The sequence below is a fragment of the Mesorhizobium sp. M5C.F.Ca.ET.164.01.1.1 genome (genome assembly GCF_004792125.1).
In the GTDB taxonomy this organism is placed as follows: Bacteria; Pseudomonadota; Alphaproteobacteria; order Rhizobiales; family Rhizobiaceae; genus Mesorhizobium; species Mesorhizobium wenxiniae.
Genome location: NZ_SRTG01000403.1, coordinates 1 through 317, shown reverse-complemented (window position 1 = coordinate 317; position 317 = coordinate 1). Strand labels below are relative to the sequence as shown.

At 63.7% G+C, this 317-nt stretch carries 1 protein-coding gene; it reads left to right on the top strand.

Translation table 11 applies throughout. The annotated features are described in order from the left end of the window. Positions 1-254 (top strand): hypothetical protein (locus EN807_RS34005; protein ID WP_135938054.1); only part of this gene is annotated, 254 nt, incomplete at its 5' end. Positions 255-317: the final 63 nt, after the last annotated feature.

Below are 317 nucleotides of genomic sequence, written 5' to 3'. Positions count from 1 at the left end.
TCGACGTCATTGTACCGTTCGCCCCCGTCATCGGCGACGCGCAGGCGAAAGTTGGCCGTCCGCTCACGCCCGGCAGTGTCGCAGGGGTCGCGAGGCGTACCACACGCCGAACGATCCGCCGCTCGACGATCTACGTGACCCGGCTCCCGGCAGCGTGCGTGAAGACCGCGATCAACGGCACCGTGCTGTGGCACTGCGGCAGCACGTATTATCAACCCTACGGCGGACGCTACGTCGTCGTGCACATACAGTGAATGAAAGTGGGCCTCGTCCCCTTGGTGGACATGGTGGATCACATTCCGCCAGCAAAGGCTGAT